Genomic DNA, 7,283 nt, shown 5'->3' on the forward strand with positions numbered 1-7,283 from the left:
TCTCCGGTCTCGGCTAGACGGGTAGCGAGGTTGTTGAGGGAGCGGGCCAGGCCCGGACGATAAATATGCGGATGGCTGTCGTTGAGGTCCTCGTAGAAGTCAACTGCCTCTCGCGAGTACGGCAAAGCCTCGTGGCGGAGTCCTGCCCTTGCCAGAGCGATGGACAACCCGTACAAACCCTCAGCCAGATGAGGCAGCCCACACTCTTCATCCCAAGCTGCCAACCCTCGCAGCACCTCAACCCCCGCCCCACCGCGCCCCACTGCATGCCGCACCAACCCTCTTGTCACGTATGGGTCCACACCCGACCAGTCACCGACCTCCCCCTGCTGCCTTATGAGATCCACCAGCGTCCGCAGCACCACCTCCCCCGCAGCCACCCCACCCGGCCCCTCCCGCCGCCTCAGGTGCGCAACGAACTCCCGGTGATACAGGCGATACACCGCCTGCCCCTCCTGCGCGTCCTCCACGATGTAGCGGCCGAAGGCCGACAGCACCCAGTCCACGTCGGTCTCGTCGTAGACCACGCCCCCACCCAGCGCCCCGGCCACCGCTTCCCACACCCCACCCGCAGGCATCCCCTGGCCCACCGTCCAGGCCAGGGCGGACAGCAGGTCCCAGGCCGCCGAGGGGAGGACCGTGCCGTCGTCCCGCACCCGCGCGGGCACCGCCCGCAGCTCGTTCTCGAACGCGGTGTTGATGGAGTCGGGCAGATCCGTCAGCAGAGACCCGTCCTCACCTGACGCGACCCGTGCCAGGACCGTGCTGGTGACCAGGCGGGCGAAGAGGAAGCCGCCCCCGACATCCGTGGCCCGCTCCGAGATCGCCGCGCCAGCCTCCCGGACCGGGTCCTCCGCCATCCCGGCCGCCTCGCACCGGCGCCGCACGTACTCGCCGATGTCCTCCCGCGTGTGCGGTTCGTCTTCGAGGTCGACGGTCGTCACGTGGGCCCCGATGAGACGGGCCAGAGTCTCAGGCAAGGTCTCGCGGCCCTCCTGCTGACTGCGGAACACCCGCTCCCGCGAACCCAGCAGCACCGGCACCGACCGGCTCAGCGGGAACACCAGCTCCTCGATCACGCTCTGCGTGTGCTCGGCCGGCACCTCGTCCAGGCCGTCCATGACCAGGACCGGCTGCGGCGACAACTCCCGCACCTCCGCGCGGAAATCGTCCGTGCTGCGCGGCCGGGGCAACCTCAGGGCATGGGCCAGCCGTTCCGCCGCCTGCAACGGCGTCAGATCACGCAGGTGCACCGCCGCGAGGGTGCGTTCCGCCCGGGCACCCGGGTCCGGGTCGCCGTCGCGCAGTGCGCCGCTCTCGACAGCCCGCGCCCGCTGCTCCGGGTCCGCGAGGGTAGCGATACGGCCCAACACGGCGGACTTCCCGCAACCGGCGGGGCCGGTCACCAGGAACAGGCCGGGCGCGTCCTCGTCCAGCCACTCCACGATCCGGCCCAGCACCCTCGTACGGCCGGTGAAGAACCAGCCCTCTTCCCGGTGCCCGACCCCGCGTGCGGCCTGCACCAGGTGCTCCACCAGCCGGGCCGGGGCCTCGGGGGAGTGGAGGGGGTTGGGGAAGGCGGGGCGCCAGTCGCCGGTGGTCACGGAAACCGGCGTCTGGCCCTCGCCGTCCCACTGCGTGGCGATGGCCTTCATCAGGTCCGGGCCGCTGACGAGAGCGTTGTGGTCACTCCACGCGGAGCGGTATTTCTTGCCTGCCGGACCTTTCTTCAGCACCTTCGCCAGAGCGGCCAGCAGCGGACCGCTGCCGTCCGACACCTCGTGGTCTCGGCAACTCGCAAGGAACCCGAACCATTTGCCGTGCCCGGGTGGCGCGGTCTCCTGCGCCGAGCGCTTGAGAGCCGTCTCCAAGGCCGGGACCGCGCCGCCACCCGCGTAACAGGTGTCAATGATCACCAGGACGTGTTCGGCACCCGAGCCGACGGCCTCGTTGACCAGGTCGGCGGCGGTGACGCCGTGCCGCGTCAACCGCGTCTTCCACTGCCCGGCGTCGGCGACGGACTTCAGGTCCGAGAGCACAAGCCGCGTCTGACCGTCGACCCGCACCCCATGCCCCGACCAGATGACCAGAGCCGGTTTGGCGTCACCCGTGGCCACCCACCCCTCGGACCACTCCTCGCTCTCCGTCCGAAACGCGTCCGCCGAAGGATCCCCACCCCCCACCTTCCGCGCCTCGTACCCCAGCCCCTCCAGCAACCCCACGATCTCGTCCATCTGGGCCACCGCCCCCACGAGCCGGGGAAACTTCCCCCCGTCCGCGTACTCCTCGCACACCACACAAAGCGCCGTACCCGCCGCCGCACCCGTCATCGTCAGCCCCGCTCCAGAACCAGCACCAACGCGGTCATCACGACATTGGCCGAAACACGCGTCCCGATCCGCACCCGATGCCCACCCACCGGCAGCCCGTTGATCCGGAGGCTGTACACCCCGCCACCCCGGTTCGTCATCGTCCGCATCGGACCGCCCTCCACTCCCGCGAAGACCGCGACCCGATCGTGCCCCGGCACGTCCGGGGGCACCGTGGCCCGGATCTCGTACACCTCCCCCTCCACCAGAATCTCCGGCGCCTCCACCGAGAGCGGCACATCCTCGTCCTCCGAGCCCCGGTGCACCGGCGGCTCCGGGGTGAGCGAGGCGTAGAGGCTCTGGCGGACGCCCTTGTTGTTCTGGAGGGAGCCGTGCTTCTCCCACGGGGTGTGCGCGAACCTCCTCGCCTCCGGAGGGCGGCTGGAGAGCAAGGGCACCCGCCCGTCGCCCCCCTCGTCCACCCCGTCGATGGTGAGCAGAGCCCGCAGCGTCTCGCCCTCCACCCCGGCCGTCGTCGGCGTCGGCTGCCGCACCCCGCCGACCGGCACGTACTCCACCCCGTACCGCGCCCCCGCGCCGGACTCCCGCAGATCCGCATGGAACAGGCCCGCGACGCGCAGCAGCTCCCCATCCACCCCAGGCAGCCCCGCCACCTCACGCGCGTACCGCAGCGACGCGCGCCCGCCCGTCGCCAGGCACGCGTAGTCCGGCGTGAGCTGGTGCAGCGACGGGAGGCTCCGGGCGAACGGGGTGAGGTCGAGGCCGACCGGGCCGATCCCGTAACGCATCCCATTCACCAGGTACAGCAGCGCGTCCAGCGACCCCCGGTACGGCGTCCCCAGCGTCACCACCCGGCGCGTGACCTCCGCGCCCCCGCACTGTTCGACGTAGCTCTGGGTGACCAGGCCGCCCATCGAGTGGCAGAGGAAGACCACCTTCGCGTCCCGCCGGTCTGCCCGCGACACCCGCCACCGGCCCAGCTCCTCGTCCACGCGCTCGGCCAGCCGCTCCGCGTTGTAGCGGCAGGAGAGGCGCCAGTCGTACGCGAAGCCGACCAGGTTGGCCGGGACGTCGGCCGCCTCGCCCGGCAGGCGGCGGTGAAGGGTGAAGTTCCGTTCCAGCCAGTTCAGCAGGCTGCTGTACCCGTCCACGGGCTTCCACACACCCGGCAGCGCGTGCACATCGGACATCAGCCCGGTGGGCCGTACGCCGTCGCCGGGGTGCTCGTCGCCCAGGCCGGGCGGGAGCGTCAGGCCCTTGACCGACTTCCCGAAGGTGCGGATGCCCCGCACCAGGGCCTTCCCGGAGGCCGCCCAGACCTCGTGCCCGTCCGCGTCCGCGAGCGTGCTGCCGAGGATTCCCGGGACGACGACCACCAGGTCCTCGGCCCTGCTGCGCTGCGCCATATGACTGTCCCCCGTATCCACACCGCCGAATGAGGACAGCAGCGTAGATACGGGGGACGGGGTTCCGGGCCGGTCCGGACAAAATCGGCCGCGTCCGGACCTTCCGTGTAAAGAGCCGCTACCCGCAGCACCGGCAGTCGCTACGGCAGCGCCAGCATCCGCTCCAGCGCCAGCTTCGCGTACTTCTCCGTCTCCGGGTCGACCACGATCCGGTTGACCTGCTTGCCCTCGGCGAGGGATTCCAGCGTCCACACCAGGTGCGGCAGGTCGATGCGGTTCATCGTGGAGCAGAAGCAGACCGTCTTGTCGAGGAAGACGATCTCCTTGCCCTCGGGGGCGAAACGGTTCGCCAGGCGGCGGACGAGGTTCAGCTCGGTGCCGATCGCCCACTTCGAGCCGGCCGGGGCCGCCTCCAGGGCCTTGATGATGTACTCCGTCGAGCCGACGTAGTCCGCGGCGGCCACGACCTCGTGCTTGCACTCGGGGTGCACCAGCACGTTGACGCCGGGTATGCGCTCGCGCACGTCGTTGACGGACTCGACCGAGAAGCGGCCGTGCACCGAGCAGTGACCGCGCCACAGGATCATCTTCGCGTTCCGCAGCTCCTCGGCGGTCAGGCCGCCGTTCGGCTTGTGCGGGTTGTAGAGGACGCAGTCCTCCAGGGACATGCCCATGTCCCGCACCGCGGTGTTGCGGCCGAGGTGCTGGTCCGGCAGGAAGAGCACCTTCTCGCCCTGCTCGAAGGCCCACTCCAGGGCGCGCTCGGCGTTGGACGAGGTGCAGATCGTGCCGCCGTGGCGGCCGGTGAAGGCCTTGATGTCGGCGGACGAGTTCATGTACGAGACGGGCACGACCTGCTCGGCGACACCGGCCTCGGTCAGCACGTCCCAGCACTCGGCCACCTGCTCGGCGGTGGCCATGTCGGCCATCGAGCAGCCCGCCGCCAGGTCCGGCAGCACGACCTTCTGGTCGTCGCTGGTGAGGATGTCCGCCGACTCGGCCATGAAGTGCACACCGCAGAAGACGATGTACTCCGCCTCCGGGCGGGCCGCGGCGTCACGGGCGAGCTTGAAGGAGTCCCCGGTCACGTCGGCGAACTGGATGACCTCGTCGCGCTGGTAGTGGTGACCCAGGACGAAGACCTTCTCGCCCAGCTTCTCCTTGGCCGCGCGGGCGCGGGCCACCAGGTCCGGGTCGGACGGGGAGGGCAGGTCGCCGGGACACTCGACACCGCGCTCGCTCCTGGGGTCGGCGTCGCGGCCCAGCAGGAGCAGGGCGAGCGGCGTCGGCTGGACATCGAGATCCTGGACGGGGTGGGCCGTGGTCACGTCACGCACCCTTTCTTCTGCGGACTTCTCTGTGGAGAAAGCCTTTTCGTCTAATTGACGCTATCTATCATAGCCGCTTCACGTCACTTTGACGATGCCGAAAGTGTCAATGTGACGCATCCGCCCACAGGACGGGTGTGCGAGCATGAAGGGAACAGGCAAGCGCTCGGCCCGGAATGAATCCGCGGCCCCGACGGTTGCAACGTCGGCAAGCAGTCTCCGTACAACCCGGGAGAGAAGCAGATGTCCGTATCGGACGAGACCACCACCGTGAGCGACGGCATCCTCCTGTCCGACGCCGCCGCAGCCAAGGTCAAGGCCCTGCTGGAGCAGGAAGGCCGTGACGACCTGGCACTGCGCGTCGCCGTCCAGCCCGGCGGCTGCTCGGGCCTGCGCTACCAGCTCTTCTTCGACGAGCGCTCCCTCGACGGCGACGTCGTCAAGGACTTCGACGGTGTGAAGGTCGTCACCGACCGCATGAGCGCCCCGTACCTGGGCGGCGCCTCGGTCGACTTCGTCGACACCATCGAGAAGCAGGGCTTCACCATCGACAACCCGAACGCCACGGGTTCCTGCGCCTGCGGCGACTCCTTCAGCTGAGTCGCACCACAGCGTCACGACGGCGGCCCCGGGATTCCGATCCCGGGGCCGCCGTCGTCGTATCTCGTACGGGTGGCTCAGGCGCGCGGCACCAGGGAGCCCGACGCCTCGTCCACGACCTTCCGGCCGTCCAGCGGCCGTTCCAGCGTGACCGTACGGGTCAGCTCCTTCGCGATCATCACGCAGACCTTGCCCGGCTCGGCCTTCTTCTCCTCCACGGTCACCCGGACCGTGTCCCCGTCCTCGCGCGCGCTCGCCGTGTACGTACTGCACACCCCGCCCCAGAACGTCACCGCGAGCGTCCGCCCGTCCACGCTGTACGACTGGACCGCCCGGGCCTTCGCCGTACCGTCGCCGTCCGGCGACTCGCCCGGCACCGGCTCCCGCTTCAGGTACTCCGGGTCCACCGCCACCTGCGTGACCGTGTCACCGCGGCCACCGGCCGGCTTCACCGAGAAGATCCAGGACGGTACGAGCAGCTGCTCGCCGCCCGCCGTGTGCACCGTCAGGCCGAAGACCGCCTTCTCCACCGTCACCGTCGTCGCGGGCCGCTCCGCACCGGTCTTCGCCCCGCAGCTGACCCCGTCCGACAGCGGGGCCGGTGAGGCGCACCCGCCGATCTCCCCGGCGGGCGGCTGCGCCGCGTTGAGCCGCCTCAGCGCCTCGGCCGCGCCGATCACCGGATAGGCGTCGCCCTTCTCCAGGGCCTTCAGCTTTCCGCTGCCCCCGGTCACCTGGCCGTCGGGACCGACCTGGATGCCGGTCGCCCAGCCGTACGTGGGCAGCCCGTCCACCACCGGATCGGCGTTGACCACCCGGGCCGAGCCCATCAGCTGCTGCGCGTCGAGCGCCGCGTCGTCCTGGCCCGCCGCCTTCAGCACCGGCGCGGCGGCGGCCTTCGCGGTCTTCTCGTCCACGGGCTGCCCGGAGCCACCCGGGGCCACCGCGCAGACGGCCCCCTTCTTGCAGTTGTCCGTGCCACCGGAGCCGTACCGGGTGAAGGTCCAGCTGCCCGGCGCCTGCTTGTTCACCCGCAGCACCGGACCCGAGCCGTCCCCGTCGGAGCCGACCTTCCAGGAGGTGGCCTCGGACTGCGGGGTGCCGGAGAGCCCGAGCGCCTTCGCCAGCCGGGTGACCTCGGCGGCCGTGACCGTGCCCCCGGCGCGCTGGACGGCGGCCTTCTCCGGCCCGTCCGGCAGCTTCCCGGACGCGCGATAGACCAGCCGCCCGCCGTGCGGATCGGGCTCGCCGGGGGCGATGCCCTCGCGGGACGGGGCGGTCGGCGTCGCGGCGTCGTCCAGGGTCAGGGGTGGGGGAGTGGAGCCCTCGTCGGACGCGGAGCTCCGCGTGTCGTCGCCGCCGTCCGCCGCGGTCGCGGCCCAGTACGCTCCGCCGCCACCGGCCAGCAGGACGGCGGCCGCCACCGAGGCCGCGACCAGCGGGGAACGCCGCCGGGTGGTGGTCACGTCGTTGTCGGGTCGCTCGGTGCTCACCGGATCGCTCCTTCGCCTGCATCGCCGTCGTGCGCTTGGCCGGCGCACGGCCCGCCGTGTGGGGCGGACAGGACTGGGACGGATCAGCGAGGCACCTGGTTCCCCCGGGTCTGCCTAGGGCCTGTC

The 7,283-nt window shown here is 71.0% G+C and carries 5 protein-coding genes; 1 reads left to right on the forward strand and 4 read right to left on the reverse strand.

Features of this window, described 5'->3' with window-relative positions; all coding sequences use genetic code 11:
• From AMK18_RS24865 to nadA, 3 genes are all read right to left on the reverse strand, one after another.
• Positions 1-2,330: caspase family protein (locus tag AMK18_RS24865; RefSeq protein WP_241836640.1), on the reverse strand; the 2,330-nt coding region annotated here is incomplete at its 3' end.
• A 2-nt stretch (positions 2,331-2,332) separates the two neighbouring features.
• The gene (locus AMK18_RS24870) at positions 2,333-3,736 is read right to left on the reverse strand and encodes a lipase/acyltransferase domain-containing protein (RefSeq protein ID WP_073864569.1); all 1,404 of its coding nucleotides are present in this window, start codon (positions 3,734-3,736) and stop codon (positions 2,333-2,335) included.
• Between the two features lie 140 nt (positions 3,737-3,876).
• Complete coding sequence (nadA, locus tag AMK18_RS24875) at positions 3,877-5,073, reverse strand: quinolinate synthase NadA (RefSeq protein ID WP_198957082.1); 1,197 nt, start codon at positions 5,071-5,073, stop codon at positions 3,877-3,879.
• 234 nt (positions 5,074-5,307) lie between these two features.
• Between nadA and AMK18_RS24880 the strand changes: the two genes are divergently transcribed.
• Positions 5,308-5,664, forward strand: coding sequence for an iron-sulfur cluster assembly accessory protein (locus AMK18_RS24880; protein WP_018103583.1), 357 nt, complete (start codon positions 5,308-5,310; stop codon positions 5,662-5,664).
• Positions 5,665-5,741: 77 nt separating this feature from the next.
• Here the strand turns inward: AMK18_RS24880 and AMK18_RS24885 are convergent, their stop codons facing one another.
• Complete coding sequence (locus AMK18_RS24885) at positions 5,742-7,157, reverse strand: hypothetical protein (protein ID WP_073864571.1); 1,416 nt, start codon at positions 7,155-7,157, stop codon at positions 5,742-5,744.
• Between the last annotated feature and the right edge of the window lie 126 nt (positions 7,158-7,283).

Source organism: Streptomyces sp. CB01249 (assembly GCF_001905735.1).
GTDB lineage: Bacteria > Actinomycetota > Actinomycetes > Streptomycetales > Streptomycetaceae > Streptomyces.

Excerpts from the sequence above, each read along its gene's own strand:
- AMK18_RS24870 (WP_073864569.1), bottom strand. The coding sequence starts at position 3,736 with ATGGCGCAGCGCAGCAGGGCCGAGGACCTGGTGGTCGTCGTCCCGGGA.
- AMK18_RS24880 (WP_018103583.1), top strand. The coding sequence starts at position 5,308 with ATGTCCGTATCGGACGAGACCACCACCGTGAGCGACGGCATCCTCCTG.